Annotated in this window: 14 protein-coding genes; 8 read left to right on the forward strand and 6 right to left on the reverse strand. The window is 72.1% G+C overall.

The features are described from left to right. Positions 1-542: 542 nt before the first annotated feature. Together lexA and ABT158_RS26710 are read left to right on the forward strand one after the other, a co-directional pair. Positions 543-1,250, forward strand: coding sequence for a transcriptional repressor LexA (gene lexA, locus ABT158_RS26705; protein ID WP_352357808.1), 708 nt, complete (start codon positions 543-545; stop codon positions 1,248-1,250). Positions 1,251-1,677: 427 nt separating this feature from the next. Beyond that, entirely contained in the window at positions 1,678-2,796 is a 1,119-nt protein-coding gene (locus ABT158_RS26710) for a MalY/PatB family protein (RefSeq protein WP_352357810.1), read from the forward strand. 107 nt (positions 2,797-2,903) lie between these two features. On the opposite strand, the gene ABT158_RS26715 is transcribed toward ABT158_RS26710, so the two are convergent. After that, positions 2,904-6,050, reverse strand: coding sequence for a S41 family peptidase (locus ABT158_RS26715; protein ID WP_352357812.1), 3,147 nt, complete (start codon positions 6,048-6,050; stop codon positions 2,904-2,906). Positions 6,051-6,206: 156 nt separating this feature from the next. Between ABT158_RS26715 and ABT158_RS26720 the strand changes: the two genes are divergently transcribed. Both ABT158_RS26720 and ABT158_RS26725 read left to right on the forward strand, forming a co-directional pair. Further along, positions 6,207-6,629 (forward strand): hypothetical protein, encoded by a 423-nt coding sequence (locus ABT158_RS26720; protein ID WP_352357814.1) that lies wholly within the window; start codon positions 6,207-6,209, stop codon positions 6,627-6,629. A gap of 49 nt (positions 6,630-6,678) precedes the next feature. Next, on the forward strand, positions 6,679-7,647 hold the full coding sequence (locus ABT158_RS26725) for a TIGR03557 family F420-dependent LLM class oxidoreductase (RefSeq protein WP_352357816.1): 969 nt from the start codon (positions 6,679-6,681) through the stop codon (positions 7,645-7,647). Between the two features lie 4 nt (positions 7,648-7,651). Here ABT158_RS26725 and leuS read toward each other — a convergent pair whose 3' ends face one another. Further along, positions 7,652-10,099 (reverse strand): leucine--tRNA ligase, encoded by a 2,448-nt coding sequence (gene leuS, locus ABT158_RS26730; RefSeq protein WP_502911570.1) that lies wholly within the window; start codon positions 10,097-10,099, stop codon positions 7,652-7,654. Between the two features lie 537 nt (positions 10,100-10,636). Between leuS and ABT158_RS26735 the strand changes: the two genes are divergently transcribed. After that, entirely contained in the window at positions 10,637-12,331 is a 1,695-nt protein-coding gene (locus ABT158_RS26735) for a hypothetical protein (protein ID WP_352357820.1), read from the forward strand. A 24-nt stretch (positions 12,332-12,355) separates the two neighbouring features. On the opposite strand, the gene ABT158_RS26740 is transcribed toward ABT158_RS26735, so the two are convergent. Continuing rightward, a complete protein-coding gene (locus tag ABT158_RS26740) occupies positions 12,356-13,597 on the reverse strand; it encodes a cytochrome P450 (RefSeq protein ID WP_352357822.1) in 1,242 nt (413 codons plus the stop codon). A 229-nt stretch (positions 13,598-13,826) separates the two neighbouring features. Here ABT158_RS26740 and ABT158_RS26745 point away from each other — a divergent pair, with 229 nt between their 5' ends. Continuing rightward, positions 13,827-15,008 carry an RNA methyltransferase gene (locus tag ABT158_RS26745; RefSeq protein ID WP_352357824.1) on the forward strand — a complete coding sequence of 394 codons (1,182 nt, stop codon included), beginning with the start codon at positions 13,827-13,829 and terminating at the stop codon, positions 15,006-15,008. Between the two features lie 48 nt (positions 15,009-15,056). On the opposite strand, the gene ABT158_RS26750 is transcribed toward ABT158_RS26745, so the two are convergent. Beyond that, a complete protein-coding gene (locus ABT158_RS26750; protein WP_352357826.1) occupies positions 15,057-15,896 on the reverse strand; it encodes an alpha/beta fold hydrolase in 840 nt (279 codons plus the stop codon). A 74-nt stretch (positions 15,897-15,970) separates the two neighbouring features. On the opposite strand from ABT158_RS26750, the gene ABT158_RS26755 reads away from it, so the two are divergent. Then, positions 15,971-17,308, forward strand: a complete 1,338-nt coding sequence (locus tag ABT158_RS26755) for an MFS transporter (protein WP_352357828.1) — start codon at positions 15,971-15,973, stop codon at positions 17,306-17,308. Here the strand turns inward: ABT158_RS26755 and ABT158_RS26760 are convergent. Continuing rightward, positions 17,250-17,654, reverse strand: coding sequence for an ester cyclase (locus ABT158_RS26760; protein WP_352358038.1), 405 nt, complete (start codon positions 17,652-17,654; stop codon positions 17,250-17,252). The two genes, ABT158_RS26755 and ABT158_RS26760, sit on opposite strands and share 59 nt — an antisense overlap. A 47-nt stretch (positions 17,655-17,701) precedes the next feature. On the opposite strand from ABT158_RS26760, the gene ABT158_RS26765 reads away from it, so the two are divergent. Continuing rightward, complete coding sequence (locus ABT158_RS26765) at positions 17,702-18,343, forward strand: TetR/AcrR family transcriptional regulator C-terminal domain-containing protein (protein ID WP_352357830.1); 642 nt, start codon at positions 17,702-17,704, stop codon at positions 18,341-18,343. Here the strand turns inward: ABT158_RS26765 and ABT158_RS26770 are convergent. Then, positions 18,273-18,959, reverse strand: a complete 687-nt coding sequence (locus ABT158_RS26770; protein ID WP_352357832.1) for a TetR/AcrR family transcriptional regulator C-terminal domain-containing protein — start codon at positions 18,957-18,959, stop codon at positions 18,273-18,275. The two genes, ABT158_RS26765 and ABT158_RS26770, sit on opposite strands and share 71 nt — an antisense overlap. Positions 18,960-18,971: the final 12 nt, after the last annotated feature.

Here is an 18,971-nt window from a genome sequence, read left to right on the forward strand (position 1 = left end):
TGCCCACCGCTCTCCTGAGGCAACGTCCGGTCGGCGTCCGTGTCCGTGTCTGTGTCGGGACGCGGGGAGGGGACCAGCCACAGCCGGGGGCGGCCCGAGCCGTGGACGGCTCCCCCTGAGCCGCCGGCGCGACGCCGCCGGGTGTTCGAATCGGGAGCCGGTCGTTTTCCCGGATTTTCGTGGCGGCCGGAGCCGGTATGCGGGTCGACTCCCCCTCGGCCCGCGCCCCGGGTGGCGTCGGCGATGAGGGTGAGCCGGTTGGCGTCTTCGCTGGTCGGGTCGGTGCTCGGGGTCGTTCGCACGATTGACCTCCCGCCGTCTGGCCCGAGGAAACGGCCAAAATAAGATCAGCAAATCGAACACGGTGTCGATCGAACTCCCGTACGATGTTGTACACCACGCTGGCGACAATTTCGAGGAAGACTCGAACAATTGTTTGAAGATGATCTTCAACAGCGATACGGTCGCTGTGTGCGACATCAAGACCACGGACCGGGAGGTTCGCCGGTGAGGCGGGCCGCCGCCAGGCGAGGAGGAAGAGCATGAGCGAGCGGGAAGACGCTAACGGGGTCACAGACCTCGCGGTGCGCCGACGCGACTCCCTGGGCCTGACGCCCAGGCAGCGCAAGATCCTCGAAGTGATCCGCGATTCGGTGCAGCAGCGCGGCTACCCGCCCTCGATGCGCGAGATCGGCGAGGCCGTGCAGCTGACGAGCACGTCCAGCGTGTCGCACCAGTTGACCGCCCTGCAGCGCAAGGGATACCTGCGCCGCGACCCGCACCGGCCGCGCGCCCTGGAGGTGCGCCTGCCCGGCGAGCCCGTCCTGTGGGTCGACCCCGACGCCACCGACGACGAGGCTCCGGTGAGCCGGCCGACCGCCGCCTACGTCCCGCTCGTGGGCCGCATCGCCGCCGGTGGCCCGATCCTGGCCGAGGAGAGCGTGGAGGACGTCTTCGCCCTTCCCAAGCAGCTCGTCGGCGAGGGCACGCTCTTCCTGCTCCAGGTGGCCGGTGACTCGATGATCGAGGCCGCCATCGCCGACGGCGACTGGGTGGTCGTCCGCCAGCAGCCGGTCGCCGAGAGCGGTGACATCGTGGCCGCCATGATCGAGGGCGAGGCCACGGTCAAGACGTTCAAGCGCAAGGACGGGCACGTGTGGCTGGTGCCTCACAACTCGAACTACGAGCCCATCCCCGGCGACGAGGCCAGCGTGCTGGGCAAGGTGGTGGCCGTCCTCCGCCGCCTCTAGTCCTTCCGCCGGTCGGCCGCCTTCTAGGCTGCGGCCGCCGTTCGGTTTCTCGCGATCCGGCCTCCCTCGCACGGGGGCTGTGGTCGTCGGCGCCAGATGGCGATTCCTCGCAAGTCGCACGCACCGAACGCCGCCCTCCAACGTCGAGGCCCTTCCATCCCGGCCTCGCGTGGGGGGCGGCGTCGCATCGCCGCCCGCCTTTCTCCCGGGACGTTCCTTCGGGCCCCGGAACCCAACGCGCCCGGCTCCGCACACCACCCCGCCCCGGACATCCGAGCCCCGGAAGCCGCGAGAGCGACGGACGCCCCACAACGCCCACCACCTCCAGGCACCGGCATCAGTCCCCCCAAACCGCCACACCGCAAACTCCTAGACTGTGCCCGTGACCGACACGAATGCCCCAAAAGAGACCCCCGCCTCCAAAGAGATGAAGGACCTCAAAGAGACACATGACGGTCTCAAATGGGCAATCACCACCCCCGGTGTCATCCCCGCCTGGATCGCCGACATGGACCTGTCCACCGCCCCCGAGGTGATCGAGGCCCTGACCCGCCGCGCCGCCGGCGACCTCGGCTACCCGACCTGGCTGGACGAGCCGCAGGCCGGCCCCCTGGCCGAGGCGTTCGCCGAGCGCATGGCCGCCCGCCACGGCTGGACGGCCGACCCCTCGCACGTCCACACGTTCAGCGACATCAACCAGGCCCTCCAGGTGCTGCTGCACCTCTGGACCGGGCCAGGGGACGGCGTCGCGCTGCACACCCCCGCCTACCACCCGTTCCTGACGACCCTCGATGTCATGGAACGTCCGCTCGTCCCCATCCAGCTCGAACCGGACGGCGACGCGTGGCGGTTCGAGGTGCCCGACCTGTCCGGCTGCCGGGTGCTGCTGCTGGTCAACCCGCACAACCCGACGGGCCGCGTGTTCACCCGCGCCGAGCTGGAAGGGCTGGCCGAGCACGTCGAACGCCACGACCTGCTGGTGCTGGCCGACGAGATCCACGCCGACCTCACCTACGCGCCCCACCGGCACATCCCCTTCGCGACGATCCTCCCCGAGCGCACGGTCACCCTCACCTCGGCCACGAAGGCGTTCAACCTGGGCGGCATCCGCTGCTCGGTCGCCCACATCGGGCACGCCGGGGTGCGCGCGGCCCTGGCGGCGCAGCCGCCGTTCCTCTTCGGGGCGACGCACCTGTTCGGAGTGGAGGCCACGGTCGCGGCCTGGCGGCACGGCGACGCCTGGCTGGACCGGACCCGGGCGCTGCTCGACCGCAACCGCCGGCTGATCGCCGAGCGGCTGCCGGACCGGTTCGGGTACCGGATGCCCCAGGCCACCTACCTGGCCTGGCTGCACACCGGGCGGCCCGGCCTGGCCGAGGTCATCGAGCGGGAGGCCCAGGTGCGGCTCAACGACGGCGCGTCGTTCGGGCCGGGCGGCGCGGACTACGTACGGCTGAACTTCGCGACGACCGAACCGGTGCTCTCGGAGATCCTCACCAGGCTGAACCGAGGAGGGGCCCGGCGCTCTTCGGGACAACCAGGCTGAGCCGGCAGACGGCCGAGCCGCCGCTGGGCCGCGGGCGCGGGAGCCGGCCACGTCGCAGATCTCCGCCAGGCGGAGGGGCGGCGCCGACGGGCCGCCCCTCAGGACGGTCAGCTCAGCGGCGGCAGCTCCGGCGGGGTGGCGGCCGGACGCTCCTCCAGCGCGGCGAGCGCCAGCTCGACCGCCTTCGCCAGCTGCGGGTCGCGGCCCGCAACCCGGTCCTGCGGCGTGATCACGACCTCGACGTCGGGATCGACGCCGTAGTTCTCCACGCCCCAGCCCGGCCCCTCCAGCCAGAACGAGTACCGCGGCTGGGTCACCACGGTCCCGTCCACCAGGGAGTAGCGCGAGTCGATGCCGATGACGCCGCCCCAGGTCCTGGTGCCGACCAGCGGGCCGAGGCCGCGGTTCTTGATCCCGGCGCTGACGATGTCGCCGTCGGACCCGGCGAACTCGTCGGCGACGGCCACGATGGGCCCGCGGGGCGAGTCCTCGGGGTAGCGCATCGGCTCGTAGCCGCGGGCCAGCGCCCAGCCGGTGACCCGGCGCGACAACTTCTCCAGCACAAGCTCGGACAGGTGCCCGCCGCCGTTCTCGCGCACGTCCACGACCAGCCCGTCGAAGGCCATCTCGGTACGCAGGTCGCGGTGGAACTGCGCCCATCCCGAGGCCACCATGTCCGGGACGTGCAGGTAACCGAGCCGCCCACCGGACGACTCGCGGACGAAGGCCCGCCGACTCTCCACCCAGTCGTGGTAACGCAGCTGGCTGTCGTCGGCGAGCGGGGTGACGACGACCCGGCGCGTCGAGCCGCCGGACGCGGGCCGCACGGTCAGCTCCACGGGCTGGTCGGCGGTGCCGGCCAGCAGCGCGAGCGGGCCGCGTACCGGATCGACCGGACGTCCGCCCACCGCCACGATCGCGTCGCCGGGACGGATCGCGACGCCGGGCGCGAGCAGCGGCGAGCGGGCCGCGTGGTCGGAGGTCTCGCCCGGCAGGATGCGCTCGACCCGCCAGGTCCCGTCCTCGTCCTTGGCCAGGTCGGCGCCGAGCAGGCCCTGGCGGCGGCGCGGGTCGCTGACGCCGTCGTGGCCCCTGGCGTAGGCGTGCGAGGTGCCCAGCTCGCCCTGCACCTCCCACAGCAGGTCGATCAGCTCGGAGTGGCAGCCGAGGCGGCCGACCAGCGGCTCGTACCGGTCGAGCGTGGCCTGCCAGTCGTGGCCGCCCATGTCCTCGCGCCAGAAGTGGTCGCGCATGAGCCGGCCGGCCTCGCGGTAGCCCTGGAGCCATTCGGCGACCGGGTCGATCTGGACGGTGATGCGGTCGAGGTCGATCGTGACGACCTCGTCGCCCTCGGCGGCCGCCCGCGTCTGCAGGCCGTTCTTGCCGTTGGTGACGAGCCTGGTGCCGTCGCCGCTGACCTCGAAGGCCCGCACCTCCTTGCCCAGCTCGGCCTTGGCGCGCTTCTTGAGGTCGTAGCGTTCGAGCACGGTCTCGTTCACCGGCTCGGTGCCGTCGCCGAGCTGGCCCGTCAGGGGGTGGCGGAGCCAGAGCAGCGCGTCCTTGGCGGTCCTGAGGTTGCCGTAGCGGCCCGCCGGCACGGGTACGGGCACCACGCGGGAGGCCAGCGCCTCCGGGTCCACCTCGGTACGCGGCGGCGCGTCGTCCTTCTTGTCGTCCTTGCCGGGCTTGTCGTCCTCCCCGTTGAACCCCCGCCCCTGCAACGACGGGTCGAACGGCGACGGCGTGGCGGCCTGCAGCGGCACGATGTACGGCCGGCAGCCCGCCGGGAACGACAGGTCGAACACGTGCGCGTCGTACACCGGGTCGAACGTGCGCACCGACAGGAAGGCCAGGTGCTTGCCGTCCTTGGTGAACACCGGGTCGTAGTCGGAGAAGCGCAGCGGCGTCACGTCGATCACCGACGTGCCGTCCACGCGGCCCATCTTGATCTGCGACAGCGGCTCGTGGTCGGGGTGCACCCAGGCCAGCCAGCCGGAGTCCGGCGAGAAGGTGACGCCGCTGATGTCGCCCTGGGTGGTGCGGTCGAGCTCCCGCAGGTCGCCCGACTCCAGGTCCACGACGAGCAGCCGCCCGTCGTGCGTGGCCACGGCCGCGTGCTTGCCGTCGGGGGCGGCGGTCAGTTCGAGCACCCTGCCGAGCTGCCCGCCGGCCAGGCTCCTGATCTCGCCGCCGGGGGTGCCGATCTCCAGCCCGTCCTCGCCGCCGGCGTCGGAGACCCACACGGCCCGGCCGTCGGCGCCGAGGGCGCGCGGCAGGCGCACCCGCACGCCGGGTTCCACCCGGAGCGCGCCCGCGGGCCCGTCGCGGTGGGTCACCCAGTGCGCGGTGCCGCGGATCTCGACCGCGCTGGCGCGCCCGGTCGGGTCCGGGGAGAAGGCGCCGACGCGCGTGGGCGCGGGGCGGCGCGCCCGTCCCGGCCGCGGGCCGCCGAGCTTGATCTCCAGCTTGTACGGCTCGGCGTCCAGGCTCTCCAGCAGCCACAGGTCGCCCGCGTGGCTGTAGATCACCCGCTCGCCGTCGCTCGTGGCGTGACGGGCGTAGAACTCGTCGTGGCTGGTGTGCCGGCGCACGTCGGACCCGTCGGGAAGGGCCGAGTAGAGGTTCCCCACGCCGTCCGCGTCGGACAGGTAGACGATCCGGTCGCCGACCCAGTTCACCGCCCAGTACTGGGCGGGGCTGTCGGCGAACAGCCGGACGAACTCCCCGTCGCCGTCGGCGTCGACCCAGATCTTGGCCGCCGTGCCGCCCCGGTAGCGCTTCCACTGGGACGGCTCGCGCCAGGCCGGCGACACCGTGGCCACCTTCGCGCCGCTGACGGCCGCCTCGCCGACCCAGCCGTACGGCAGCCGCTCGGCCGGCCCTCCGTCGAGCGGGACGGCGTACGCCCACAGCCGGGTGCGCGACGCCTCCCCGGTGGAGCTGACCGCGAGCACGGCTCCGTCGGCGGTCCAGCCGCGTACGCCGGTCATGGCGTTGCCCCAGTGCGTCAGCCGGGTGCCCTCGGCGCCGTCGAGCTCGGCCGCGAACACCTCGGGGGCGCCCTCCTTGCCGCTGGTCCACGCGATGCGCGAGCCGTCGGGCGAGAACCGCGGGGAGGAGACCGGCACGCGGTCGGCGGTGAAGCGCCAGGCCCGGCCGCCTGCGACGGGGGCGAGCCAGACATCGTCGTCGGCGACGAAGGTGACCAGGTCACCGGACAGATGTGGATATCTCAGGTATGCGCCATATGTCACAGCTAGACACTAATGCGAGACACCAAACCAGCTAAAGATTTTCTCTCAGAGCAGCGGTCCACCGTCCGCGAACAGCCAAGACCGTCCGATGTCCCGGATGTGCGGGGAACGCTAGGGAAGGAGCCAATCGCCATAAATCACACGCTGTGAGGAATCATGAGAATTTTCGCCCGCCCACACCAGCTCCCGGGCCGCCTGGCCGCCGCCGCCATCATCCTCAACTCCGGGATCGGCAAGACCAAGGCCGACGAACAGACGGCGGCCGGCCTGCACGGCATGGCCGCGGGCACGTACCCGTTCCTGCGCGGCCAGGACCCGGTGGCCTTCACCCGGCTGCTGTCGAAGGGCGAGCTGGCCCTCGGGGCCGCGCTCGCCCTGCCGTTCGTGCCGTCGTTGCTGGCCGGTGCGGGGCTGACCGCGTTCGCGGCCGGCCTGCTCGGGCTCTACCTCAGGACGCCGGGCATGCGCGAGGAGGGCAGCCTGCGCCCGACCCAGCAGGGCATCGGCCTGTCCAAGGACCTCTGGCTGCTGGCCATCGGCCTCGGGCTGGTGATCGAAGAGCTCCGCAGTGACGATTGATCTCCGGACGCCCGACCCTAATCCGGACAAACCTGGGTAGCCCGACCGCATGGTACAAATCGGCTACACCTTGATGTCCGAGCAGACCCCGGCCCGCGAACTGGTGGACTACGCCGCCACCGCCGAGCGCGTCGGCTTCGACTACGCGGTCATCTCCGACCACTACTTCCCGTGGATCGAGGAGATGGGCCACTCGCCGTACTGCTGGTCGGTGCTGGGCGCGGCGGCGCAGGTGACCGAGCGCCTGCCGCTCATGACGTACGTGACCTGCCCCATCATGCGGTACCACCCGGCCGTGGTGGCGCAGAAGGCGGCCACGATGGGGGTGCTGAGCGAGGGCAGGTTCACCCTGGGCCTGGGCGCCGGCGAGAACCTCAACGAGCACGTCGTCGGCGAGGGCTGGCCGCCGGTGGACACCAGGCACCGGATGTTCGCCGAGGCCGTGCAGATCATCAAGGAGCTGTTCAGCGGCGAGTACGTCACCTACCAGGGCGAGTTCTTCGACGTCGACTCCGCCAAGCTCTACGACCTGCCGGACGAGCAGGTGCCGATCGGCATCGCCGCCTCCGGCGGCCGGTCGGCCGAGATCGCCGCGGAGCTGGGCGACGTGCTGGTCATCAACGACCCGATGCCCGAGGTGGTGCAGCAGTTCCACGCCGCGGGCGGCCAGGGCAAGCCGGTCTACGGCCAGCTCCCCATCGCCTACGACACCGACCCCGAGGCCGCCAAGGAGCGGGCCCACCGGCTGTGGCGCTGGTCGGGCGTCGGCGGCTGGAAGGTCATGGCCGAGCTGCCCGGCCCGGTGAACTTCGCCGCCGCGGCCGGCTCGGTGCGCCCCGAGGACGTCGCCGAGAGCGTGCCCTGCGGCGACGACCTGGACGCGGTCGTGCAGGGCGTCAAGAAGTTCGCCGACGCCGGGTACACGCACGTGGCGCTCGTGCAGATCGGGCACGACCAGCAGGAGCCGTTCTTCGACTGGGCGGAGAAGGAGCTCCTGCCGGCCCTGCGCCGGATCTAGCCACCTACGGGACGATGTTGACCAGCTTGGGCGCGCGCACGATCACCTTGCGCGGCGCGCCCTGGAGGTAGGGGGCCACCTTGTCGGAGGCCAGGGCCAGGGCCCGCAGCTCGTCCTCGGAGATGTCGGGGGCGACCTCCAGCCGGTCGCGCACCTTGCCCGCCACCTGCACCACGCACGTGACCGACTCCTGCACCAGCAGCGCGGGGTCGGCGACGGGCCAGCCGGCGAAGGCGACCGGACCGGTGCGGCCCAGGCGCTCCCAGCCCTCCTCGGCGACGTAGGGCGCCACCAGTGACAGCATGACGGCCAGCGACTCGGCGGCCTCGCGCACCGCCGGGTCGGCCGCGCCGGGACCGGAGTCGATGGCCTTGCGGGCGGCCGAGGTCAGCTCCATCATGCGGGCCACCGCGACGTTGAAGCGCTGCGACTCGACCAGCTTGGTGACCTCGTCGATGGTGCGGTGGGTGACCTTGCGCAGCTCGGGGTCGCCGCCCTCGAACGACACGCCGGGCTCGGCGGTCGCCTCCGACATCACGCGCAGCACGCGGGCCAGGAACTTCTGCGAGGCGGCCGGCGAGACGTCGGCCCAGTCGATGTCGTCCTCCGGCGGACCGGCGAAGATCATCGTCAGGCGGACGGCGTCGACGCCGTACGCGTCGATCTGCTGGCCCAGGTCGATGCCGTTGCCCAGGGACTTCGACATCGCCTTGCCGCCGTTGATCACCTGCCCCTGGTTCAGCATGCGCAGGAACGGCTCGGTGAAGCTCACCATGCCCATGTCGTGCAGGACCTTGGTGAAGAAGCGCGAGTACAGCAGGTGCAGGACGGCGTGCTCGATGCCGCCGACGTACTGGTCGATCGGGCCCCACTTGCGCACCTGCTCGGGGTCGAACGGCCCGTCGGTGTAGCCGGGCGAGGTGTAACGCAGGAAGTACCAGGACGAGTCGACGAACGTGTCCATCGTGTCGGTGTCGCGCTTGGCCGGACCGCCGCACTTGGGGCACTCGACGTTGACCCACTCGGTGGCGCTGGCCAGCGGGGAGACGCCCTTGGGCGCCAGCGCCTCGCCGCGCAGGTCGGGCAGAGTGACGGGCAGCTGCTCGTCGGGGACGGCCACCTCGCCGCAGTCGGCGCAGTGGATGATCGGGATCGGCGTGCCCCAGAACCGCTGACGGGACAGCAGCCAGTCGCGCAGCCGGAAGTTGACCGCGCCGGTGCCCCGGCCCTCGGCCTCCAGGATCTCGATGATCTTGGCGATGGCCTCGGCCTTGGTCAGCCCGTCGAGGGGGCCGGAGTTGACCAGCGTGCCCTCGCCGGGCGTGGCCTCGCCGGTCTCGCCGGGGTCGGCCAGGCCGGTGTGGACGACGACCTTGACCGGCAGCTCGAACTTCCTGGCGAAGTCGAGGTCGCGCTGGTCGTGGGCGGGCACGGCCATGATCGCGCCGTGGCCGTAGTCGGACAGCACGTAGTCGGCCGCCCAGACCGGGATGCGCTCGCCGCTGACCGGGTTGACCGCGTGGCGGCCCAGGAAGACGCCGGTCTTCTCCTTGTCGGTGGACAGGCGCTCGATGTCGCTCAGCTTGGCGACCTCGGCGCGGTAGGCCTCGAAGGCCGGACGCTGCTCGTCGGTGACGATCTCGTCGGCCAGCGCGGCGTCGACCGCGACCACGAAGAACGTGGCGCCGTACAGGGTGTCGGGGCGCGTGGTGTAGACGTGGACCGGCTCGTCGCGGCCCTCGATCTCGAACAGCACGTCGGCGCCCTCGGAGCGGCCGATCCAGTTGCGCTGCATGGTCAGCAGGCGCTCGGGCCAGCCGTCGAGCTGCTCCATGTCGTCCAGCAGGCGCTGGGCGTAGTCAGTGATCTTGAAGTACCACTGCGTCAGCTCGCGGCGGACGACGTCGGCGCCGCAGCGCTCGCACTTGCCCGCCACGACCTGCTCGTTGGCCAGCACCGTCTGGTCGTTGGGGCACCAGTTGACCAGGCCGCCCTTGCGGTAGGCCAGGCCGCGCTCGAAGAAGCGGTTGAACAGCCACTGGTTCCAGCGGTAGTACTCGGGGTCGCTGGTGTGCAGGCGGCGCGACCAGTCGAAGGCGATGCCGTAGCGCCGGAAGGAGTTGGCCTGCGTCTCGATGTTGGCGTAGGTCCACTCGGCGGGGTGGGCGTTGCGCTTGATCGCGGCGTTCTCGGCGGGCAGGCCGAAGGAGTCCCAGCCGATCGGGTGCAGGACGTTGTAGCCCTGCTGCATCCAGTAGCGCGCGACGACGTCGCCGATGGCGAACACCTCGCCGTGGCCCATGTGGAGGTCGCCCGACGGGTAGGGGAACATGTCGAGCATGTAGCGCCGCTCCCGGGGGTCGGACGCGTCCTCGATCGCCCGGTAGGGCTCCTGTTCCTCCCATCGCTGCTGCCACTTGGCCTGCAGCGCCTGCGGGTCGTACTCACTCACGGCTACTGTCCTTCTGGCTTGACTCGGACCCATAAGAAAACCCCTCGTGCACGACGAGGGGTAGCCGCGACGGCGAGACCTCTCAGGGCCGTCGCGGCCCGCGAAGAAGCAGGGTCGCGGAACGCATGTGTCAAGCCTAGCGCACGTCTTCGACGGAATGCAGATACTCCGGCGACCGGCGCAGGCACAATAGACCCTTCAGGTCCAGCGAGACCTGATGGTGATGTATCCGTTGTGACCTCATATGTCCCTTTAGAATACTGTCGTCGCGTGGTGTACCCAGCTGAGCCAGATCGACCGGAGGGCGACCTGCCGCTGCAGGATCCGCCAACCGATCCGCACGGCTTCGCTCGTTTCGCTGCGAAACCAGCCGTATCTCCTGGAAAATCCCATGAGATCATGCCTGGTACGTCAAATCCGGATATAGCGGCACATCCGGACACAACCTCGGGAGGGCCGGCAGCAATGGCAACGGAGAATTCCGCGAGCTCCGGAGCGTCGCACCTGCCACCGTCCTGGCCGGAGGTCCGCAACGACGTGCCTTCCTCCTGGCCGTCCAGCGGGCAGGAGTCCTCCGGCGTGCCGATGTCGTGGCCGGAGGCCGCACCGGCCCAGCCGTCCTGGCCCGAGGCCCCGCAGGCGCCCTCCTGGCCCGAGCCGCCGCGCCCCGACGCCTCCTGGCCCGACGTCCCGCGCAACGACTCACCGCGTAACGACTCACCGCGCCACGACTCACCGCGCCACGACTCGACGCGGAACGACCCTTCTCGCAACGACCCCTCTCGCAACGACTCCCGCGCGCAGCAGCGGGGCGGCGACGCGTCGTGGCCGGAGCCGGCGCGGCCGTCCTGGCCCGACCCGCCCCGGCAGGAGCAGGGCTGGCCCGAGGCCCCCCGCCAGGAGGTTCCCGTCTCCTGGCCGGAACAGCAGCAGCAGCCGGCCCAGCCTCAGGACCCGGTGCCCGCCTGGTCGCAGCCGCCGACGCCGTCCCCCGGCGCGTGGTCCAACCTGTCCACGCCGGCGCCCTGGCCCAACAGCCCCTCCCCCGCTCCGTCGGCGTCCGCCGCCGACCCGCTGGACCGCACGTTCACGCTGGGCCGCGCGTCCGGCCCGCTCGACGCCCCCGTCCACCCCGCGCCGTCGCCGCTCGACGGGCCCGGCGGGCCCGGCGGGCCGTCCGCCGCCCCGGCCGACGAGCACACCGTCATGTACGGCGGCCGCCAGGCCGACACCATGGTGGGCGACCCCGCGATGCCCCCCGGACCGCTCGCGGCGGCCCACGTCGGCGCGCCCCCGGCCGGACCGGGCATGCCCGGCGACGGCCACCCCGACCAGCCGCGCCCCGGCTCGAACCTGAACCGCGACCCCTCCGACCCCGACCGCCGGTTCGTGACGGCCGGTCAGATCAGCGGCTCGCGCACCCCGCCCCCCGACCGCCAGCAGGAGCTCTGGAACAACGTCTTCGGCGACGAGTACCAGGGTGGCGACCACGACTCCCTGGACGACGAGCCGGGCAAGCCCATCTGGATCTACGCGCTCGGCGGCTCGGTCGTGATCGCCCTGGTCGCGGCGCTGCTGTGGGCCTTCCTCGCGGGCCCGCTGGCCGGCGAGGACACCCCGGAGGGCAAGACCGCCTCCTCCCCCGCGGTCTCGGCCGGCCCCACCAAGGCGGGCACGGGAAAGCGCTCCACCACGATCCCCGCCCTGCCCAAGTACCCGGGCAAGGCGTCCCCGGTGACCGGCCGGGTCGACGACGCGGCGGCCGGGGTCTCCCTGCCCCGCCTGGGCGGCAGCTGGCAGCTCGACCAGCGGGCCACGGTCAAGTCCACGTTCGGCTACGACACCCGTCAGTACACGGAGGTCGCGCCCGACAAGTACGCCCAGGTCATGTCGGGCCCGCTGCCGGCGAACCTGTCCTCCCTGTACCAGGAGGACGACCTGGAGCCGGTCATCCGGCGCATGGTGCTGCAGGCCCGCAAGGACTTCTACCCCGACGGCAACAAGGTCAGGAAGATCGCGCAGCAGCCGATCAAGGTGGGCGCCTCCACCGGCCGGCTCATCGCGTACGCCATGACCGCCGGCACGGAGAAGGCCACGATCGTCACGATGGCGGTCAACACCGGCGGCAGCGTGCCCGCCATCGTGTTCGTGTCGATCCCGGACGAGGGCAAGCAGCTCCTGCCGGACATCCGTACCGTGATGAACCAGCTCAAGCTGACCGCGCAGTCCTGAGCCCGGGACGCCGCCGCGCCCGGCTCAGAACGTGCACTCCATGTGCTTGATCCCGTTGATGAACGAGGAGTGCAGGCGGTCGGGCCTGCCGCCCTCGATCTGCGGCACCCGGCGCAGCAGCTCGCGGAACATCACCGTGATCTCCCGCCGGGCCAGGTGGGCGCCGAGGCAGAAGTGCGGCCCCGGGCCGCCGAAGCCGACGTGCGGGTTGGGGTGGCGGGTGATGTCGAAGCGGTACGGGTCGGCGAACACCCGCTCGTCCCGGTTCGCCGCCCAGTAGAACAGCACCACCTTCTCGCCGGCGCGGTAGAGGTGGCCGTTCATCTCGTGGTCGCGGGTGACCTTGCGGCGCATGAAGTTCACCGGCGAGGCCAGCCGGACGATCTCCTCCACGGCCCCGGGGGCGCGGCCCTCGACGTCCTCCAGCCACAGGGCGCGCTGGTCGGGGTTCTTGGTGAGCAGGCGCAGGCCGTAGGAGATGGCGTTCCTGGTCGTCTCGTTGCCCGCGACCACCAGCAGGATGAAGAACGACCCCAGCTCCTGCATCGTCAGCCGCTCGCCGTCGATGTTGGCGTTGACCAGCGAGGACGTCAGGTCGTTGGTGGGGTTGGCGGTGCGGTGGGCGGCGAGGTCCTGGACCAGCTGCTGCAGCTCCATCCCGGCGGTGAGCAGGCGGGTGGCGAGCTGGTCGAGGTCGCCGCCGGTGTACTCGGGGTCGAAGCCGCCGAGGATGACGTTCGAGCGGTCGAAGACGAACCGGTAGTCGCGCTCGGGGATGCCCATCATGTCGCAGATGATCTTCAGCGGCAGGCGCGCGGCCACGTCGGTGACGAAGTCGCCGCCGGGACCGGCGGCCACCAGGTCGTCCACGATGCGCACGGCGGCGGCCTCGACGTCCGACTCGAACTGTTTGATCATCTTGGGGGTGAACGCGCGGGAGACGATCCTGCGCAGCCGGGCGTGCCGGGGGTCGTCCATGTTGATCATGGAGCCGAAGTACTCGGCGAACTCGGCGGGCATGTCGGGGATGTTCGTCGCGCCGCCGTCGCCGGAGCAGAAGACCTCGGGGTTGCGGCTCGCCTCCAGGATGTCGGCGTGCCTGGCCAGCGCGTAGTAGCCGGGCCCCTTGGGGGCGACGGCCATCTCCATCTCCTCGAAGAAGGCCGGCGTCTCGCGGGCGCGCAACCGGTCGAACGCCGCCTCGCGCTCGCTCATGGGCCTGGCCCAGAAGTTCCGGTCCGAAAGGTCGAAGTCCAGGACGGTCATAGGGCCATCATTCGGAAAGCGACCACTTACGTCAATGGGTTCGACGTACACCGTACGTGGCTGCCGGAAAAACCGGTGGCTCGTGCGGACGTGGCTTTTGTAGGGTGCCGCGCATGACGTTCTTCTTCCTCCTCGGCTAGCGATCCGCCGGCGGGCCGTGGGCTGACCCACCGCCGGTGATGCGGGGCGGCATGCCGCCGTCCCGGGTCGCTACGTGGGAGAAGAACAGTTGCTCACCTTGGCGGTGGCCAGGGCGGTGCGTGGCACCGAACCCCTGGTCGCGGCGGAGATTCGACATGCCCGTCTCGGGGTCGTCGTCGGCGTCCGCCATCGGGAGGTGTGGTTCGAGGTCCGGCCCGGCGCCGGGCTCCTGGGATTGCGCACCGCGGACGACGTACTGCTGGCCGCGGCCGTGGTGGACGGGGTCGGCCACGGCCGCTCCGCGCTCGCCCGGCTGGCGCGGGCGGCCCGCGGCATCGACCTCGGCCCGCCCGGCGGCCCCGACGTCGAGGTCTCGGCCTCGTTCGTGGGACGCCGCAACTACACCAGGCACGAGATCGAGGACGCCGTCGGGACCGAGCTGGCCCGGTCGTGGCGGCTGCGCTACCACTCCCGGCGGGACGGCGGCCGGCCGCCCGCGGGGGCGACGGCGTGGCGGGTGACGATCGAGGGCGACCAGGCGGTCATCGCCCGGCGGGCCGGTGACCGGCCGCTGCATCGCAGGCCGTACAAGACGTCCTCGATCCCGGGCACGCTGCACCCGCCGCTGGCCGCCGCGATGGCCCAGCTCGCCGGGCTGGGCGCGGAGGACTTCGGCGGCGTCGTGCTCGACCCCTGCTGCGGGGCGGGCACCACCCTCATCGAGGCACACGCCCTCACACTCACACCGCACACCGGGCTTGCCGGGTCCGCCGGGCTTACCGAGCTTTCCGGACCATCCGGACCCTCCGCCCTCCCCGGGTTCTCCGGGTTCTCCGGGGGTGCCGGGTTCGTCGGGTTCGACCGCGACCCGGTCGCCGTCGCGGCGGCCGCCGCGAACGCGCGGGCCGCCCTGCCGCCGGACGGTCCGGGCCCGTTCCGCTGGGGGCTCGCCGACGCCGGACGGCTCCCCGTGCCGGACGGAAGCGTGCGGCGGGTGCTGGTGAACCCGCCCTGGGGACGTCAGGTGCCGCCGCGCGGCCTGCTCGGGCCCGGCCTGGACCCGTTGTGGCGGGAGGTGCGGCGGGTGCTGGAACCCGGCGGCCTGGCCGTGGCGCTGCTCCACGACGACCCCGGCCCCGGAGGGACACCGGGCGGCGCGCCGCGCGGGTTCACGATCGAACACGCGGTCCCGGTGAGCCTGTCAGGACGCCACCCGGCGATCACCGTACTGAGCAGGCGGGACCGGGCCGGACGAGGCGCCACCCGATGATCGCCGCGGTCGGAAAGAGGGCCGGTCGCCACCCGGTGAGCGCCGCGGTCAGTCGGCGGGGCCGAGCCAGTCGAGGATGAGGCGGTTGACCTCGGCGGGCCGTTCCAGGTGCAGGAAGTGGCCCGCGTCCGGCACCAGCTCGACCCGCGACCCCGGCGGCAGGCTGCCGGCCGCGTCCTTGGCCATCTCCACGCCCATGCACCCGTCCCGCTCGCCGTGCAGGTACAGGACCGGGCCCGCGGTGGCGGGGTCGGCGTCCGGGTAGCGGCCCGAGGGGGGCGTGGTGCCGAGCGCGGCGCGGTAGTACCCGATGGCCGCCGCCATATTGGCGGGCTCGCCCAGGCTGCGCCGGACGAACGCCAGGTCCTCGGCCGGGTCGTGGCCGGGCGACCAGTCCCGCCACAACCGGTCGAGGAAGGCCGGGTCGGCGACGGCCGGCTCGGCCAGCACGGTCTGGAACAGGAAGATGTAGAACGACCGCTTGAGCTGCTCGTACGCCAGCAGCCCGGGAAGCTGCGCGCCCGGCGGCGGCACCGCGAGCGCGACGGCCCGGCGGAAACGCCCGGCCAGGGCGTAGGCGGGGAAGGCCCCCCAGTCGTGCCCGACGATCACCGCGTTCTCGTCGCCGCCGAGCTCCTCGTGCAGCGCGCGCACGTCGGCGACCAGGGCCGCCTCCTCGTACGCGCCGTCGGCCGGGATCTCGGTGGGCGCGTAGCCGCGGCTGAACGGCGCGACGGCACGGTAGCCGCGTCCGGCCAGCTCGGGCATCAGGTGCCGCCAGGTGTGCGCGGTGTCGGGGAACCCGTGCAGGCACAACGCCAGCGGCCCCTCCCCCACGGTCAGATACGCGAACTCCACACCGTTGGCGTGGATCGTTCTGATCTCCATGACTGCGAAACCTAGCATTCGCCTCCTTCCGGGAGTACCACTGCACAAGGGGCCCTTCATCGTGAGGAGCAGGCATGCGACGTGGATGGGTTCTCGCTCTCGCCTCACTGACCATCGTGCTCGTGGTGGTGGACCTGACCGCCGTGACGATCGCGCTGCCCGACATCCGCGCCGCCCTGGGGGCGAGCCTGGCCGAGGTGCAGTGGGTGGTGGACGCGTACGCGCTGACCCTGGCCGCCGTCCTGCTGCCCGCCGGGGTGCTGGCCGACAGGTACGGCCGCCGCCGGATGCTGGCCGTGGGCGTGACGGTCTTCACGGTGGCCTCGCTGGCCTGCGCGCTGGCCCCCACGGCCGCCCTGCTGGACGTGGCCAGGGGCGTCCAGGGCCTGGGCGCGTCCGCGCTGTACGGCACCACGACCCCGCTGATCGCCTCGGTCTACCCGGAGGGCCCGGCGCGGGGCCGGGCGCTCGGGATCTTCAGCGCCGTCTCCGGCCTGGCGATGACGCTGGGCCCGGTGGTGGGCGGCGTGCTGACGGCGACGTTCGGCTGGCGGGCCATCTTCCTGATCAACCTGCCGATCGGCGTGTTCGTGGTGATGGCGCTGCGGCAGCGGGTGCCGGAGTCGCGCGGCCGGGGTCACCTGGACCCGCTGGGCGTCGTGCTGGTCGCCGCGGCGCTGTTCGCGATCATCCCGGCGCTCATCCACGACGTGCCGCTGCTGCTGGTGGCCGGGCTGGCGCTGCTGGCGGCGTTCGTGTTCGCCGAGCGGCGGACGGCGACCCCGATGATCGACTTCGGGCTGTTCCGGAACCGGGTGTTCGCGGTCGGCTCGGCCACGACGCTGCTCATGCTGGCCGCGCTGCTGGGCGGGTTCACCTATCTCACCCTGTACGTGCAGGGCCCCCTGGAGGCGAGCCCGATCGAGGCCGGGGTGCGTTTCCTGGCCTTCAGCGTGGCCGCGGTCATCGGCCCGATCGCGGTCGGCCAGGTGCTGCACCGCTGGCCCATGGGCGTGCTGATCGCCGCCGGCCCGGCGCTGATCACCGTGGCGCTGCTGGTGATGGCGATCCCGGCGGCCGACCGGTGGACGCCCATCATGGCCGGGCTGTTCCTCGGCGGCCTGGGGCTCGGCGCGGGCAACGTGGTGGCCAACCAGGTCGGCCTGACCGCGCCGATGGATCAGGTGGGCATGGCCACCGGGACGGTGAACACGCTCAAGCAGGTCGGCACGGCGGTGGGCGTGGCGGTGCTGGCGGCGCCGTACCGGTCGGGGGTGTCCACGATGTTGCTGGTGGCGGCCGGGCTGGCGCTGGCGGGCGCGCTGCTGCCGCTGGCCCTGGCGGGCAGGCGGGTCAGTCGGTCTCCGGCCAGTCCCAGCCCAGCTGGAGGAACAGGCCCAGCCGGTCGCTGACCGCGCGGATCTCGCTGATCCGCCCCTCGCGCAGGGTGACCAGGAAGATCGCCTCGACCTCGAAGCTGCGCCCGGTGGGCGTGGGCATGCGCGGGTGGGTGCCGGAGTGCGTGCCGGTCATGCGGATGCGGGCGACCAGTTTGTCCCCCTCGGCGACGACCTCCTCGACCTCGATGCGGAACGGGTCGAACGCGTCGAGCTGCATCCGGATGCCCTCGAGGGCGGCGCCGGGCTCGTCCGGCTCACCAAAGATGATCTTGTTGTGGTCGACGACGTCGGGGGCCAGATAGTCGCCCAGGTCGCCGAGACGGCGTTCGTTGACGGCGGCGAAGAAGTCGGTGATCACGGTCAACCCTCTCTCTTACGGTGTAAGACAGCAGTATCTTACGGTGTATGAGAGAGCGGATGTCAAGGGAGCGGGTGCTGGAGGCGGCGCTCGAACTCCTCGACCGCGAGGGCGCGGCCGGGCTGTCCATGCGCAAGCTGGGCAAGGAGCTGGGCGTGGAGGCGATGACGCTCTACTACTACGTGCCGAACAAGGACGCGGTCCTCGACGGGCTGGTCGAGCTGGTGCTCTCCCGCGTCAGGATCGAGCCCTCCGGCGACTGGCGGGTCTGGATGCGGGCGTTCGCCGAGTCGATCAGGGCCGAGCTGCTGCGGCATCCCGCGCTCATGCCGGTGGTCGCGATCCGGCCGGTGGCCACGCCGGGAGCCCTGGCCATGGTCGAAGGCGCCGCCGCCGCGCTGACCCGGGCGGGCTTCACGGCCAAGGAGGCGCTGCACGTCATCAACGCGGTGTCGACGTTCGTGATCGGGCACACGCTGGCCGAGGCGGGGCCGGACAGCCCGCGGCAGCCCGACCTGGACCTGGCGGACCATCCGGTGCTGGCGCGGGCGGTCGCCGACGGCCTCGGCACGCCCGAGGACCACCGGGAGCGCTTCGAGCTGGCCGTGGCGGCCCTGCTCAGCGGATTCGCGCCGCGAACCCCTGAAGAAGGCACTCCAGCCCGAACTCGAACTGGTCGCCGAAGCTGAGGTCGTCGGCCTCGGCCACTCGCCGGTTGAACTCCGGGTAGGCGCCGGTGGCCATCACCTCGCGGATGTAGGGGCCGACCGCGGCCCGCCACTCCTGCTCCGACAGCCCGGTACGGCGCAGCGCCTCCTGCTCGGCCAGCTCCTTGGCCACCGCGCCCAGCACGTAGTCGCCGATCACCCCGATCACGGCGGCGGCCCGGGTGATGTCGGAGGTCAGCGGCCGGGCCGCGGACAGCGCGTGCTCCACCCGGCGCAGCGAGTTGGGCCCGAGCGCCGGCCTGCTCGTCATCAGCGCGGCCAGCCACGGATGGCGCAGCACGCCCGCGCGCTGGTCGCGGGCCACCCCGGCCAGGTCGGCCCGCCAGTCTCCGGTCAGCGGGCCGGGCTCGCCCTCCCCCCACACCGCGTCGACCATGAGGTCGAGCAGCTCGTCGCGGTTCTCCAGGTAGCGGTAGAGCGAGGTGGTGCCCGACTTGACCTCGCTCGCCACCCGGCGCATGGACACCGCGTCGAGGCCCTCGGCGTCGGCCACCGCGATCGCGGCCCGCACGATCGCCTCGACGCTCAGGGCCTGACGCTTCGGCGCGTACGGCTCGCGACTCCACACCAGTGACATCCGGCTCCCCCC

The sequence above is a fragment of the Nonomuraea sp. NPDC001636 genome, from assembly GCF_040298265.1.
GTDB lineage: Bacteria > Actinomycetota > Actinomycetes > Streptosporangiales > Streptosporangiaceae > Nonomuraea.

Coding starts and splice junctions, on each gene's coding strand:
- lexA (WP_352357808.1), top strand. CDS start 543: ATGAGCGAGCGGGAAGACGCTAACGGGGTCACAGACCTCGCGGTGCGC.
- ABT158_RS26710 (WP_352357810.1), top strand. CDS start 1,678: ATGAAGGACCTCAAAGAGACACATGACGGTCTCAAATGGGCAATCACC.
- ABT158_RS26720 (WP_352357814.1), top strand. CDS start 6,207: ATGAGAATTTTCGCCCGCCCACACCAGCTCCCGGGCCGCCTGGCCGCC.
- ABT158_RS26725 (WP_352357816.1), top strand. CDS start 6,679: ATGGTACAAATCGGCTACACCTTGATGTCCGAGCAGACCCCGGCCCGC.
- ABT158_RS26740 (WP_352357822.1), bottom strand. CDS start 13,597: ATGACCGTCCTGGACTTCGACCTTTCGGACCGGAACTTCTGGGCCAGG.
- ABT158_RS26750 (WP_352357826.1), bottom strand. CDS start 15,896: ATGGAGATCAGAACGATCCACGCCAACGGTGTGGAGTTCGCGTATCTG.
- ABT158_RS26755 (WP_352357828.1), top strand. CDS start 15,971: ATGCGACGTGGATGGGTTCTCGCTCTCGCCTCACTGACCATCGTGCTC.
- ABT158_RS26765 (WP_352357830.1), top strand. CDS start 17,702: ATGAGAGAGCGGATGTCAAGGGAGCGGGTGCTGGAGGCGGCGCTCGAA.
- ABT158_RS26770 (WP_352357832.1), bottom strand. CDS start 18,959: ATGTCACTGGTGTGGAGTCGCGAGCCGTACGCGCCGAAGCGTCAGGCC.